At 64.9% G+C, this 222-nt stretch carries 1 pseudogene; it reads left to right on the top strand.

The window, feature by feature from the left end:
• Positions 1-107: 107 nt before the first annotated feature.
• A pseudogene (locus H6B10_RS16835) lies at positions 108-222 on the top strand (hypothetical protein); the annotation flags it as partial.

The following is a 222-nucleotide window of genomic DNA, read 5'->3' on the forward strand; positions in this document are numbered from 1 at the left end:
TCGCCCTGGGCTGTGCGCAGCCAGACCCGGTCCACATTTAAGGACATACACCGGGCCAGATCCGCCACGGATTTCTTTCTTGTCCACTCCTCCAGCAGCTCGCCCACCTCCAGCCGGGAGACGCCGTGGTGGTTCGTGCCGGCGGCATCATCCCCGTGGATGGTCTGGTGCTGGAGGGGGAGGTCACCGTCAATCAGGCGTCCCTCACCGGAGAGTCCATCC

This window comes from Gemmiger formicilis, assembly GCF_016901605.1.
Classification (GTDB): domain Bacteria; phylum Bacillota; class Clostridia; order Oscillospirales; family Ruminococcaceae; genus Gemmiger; species Gemmiger formicilis_B.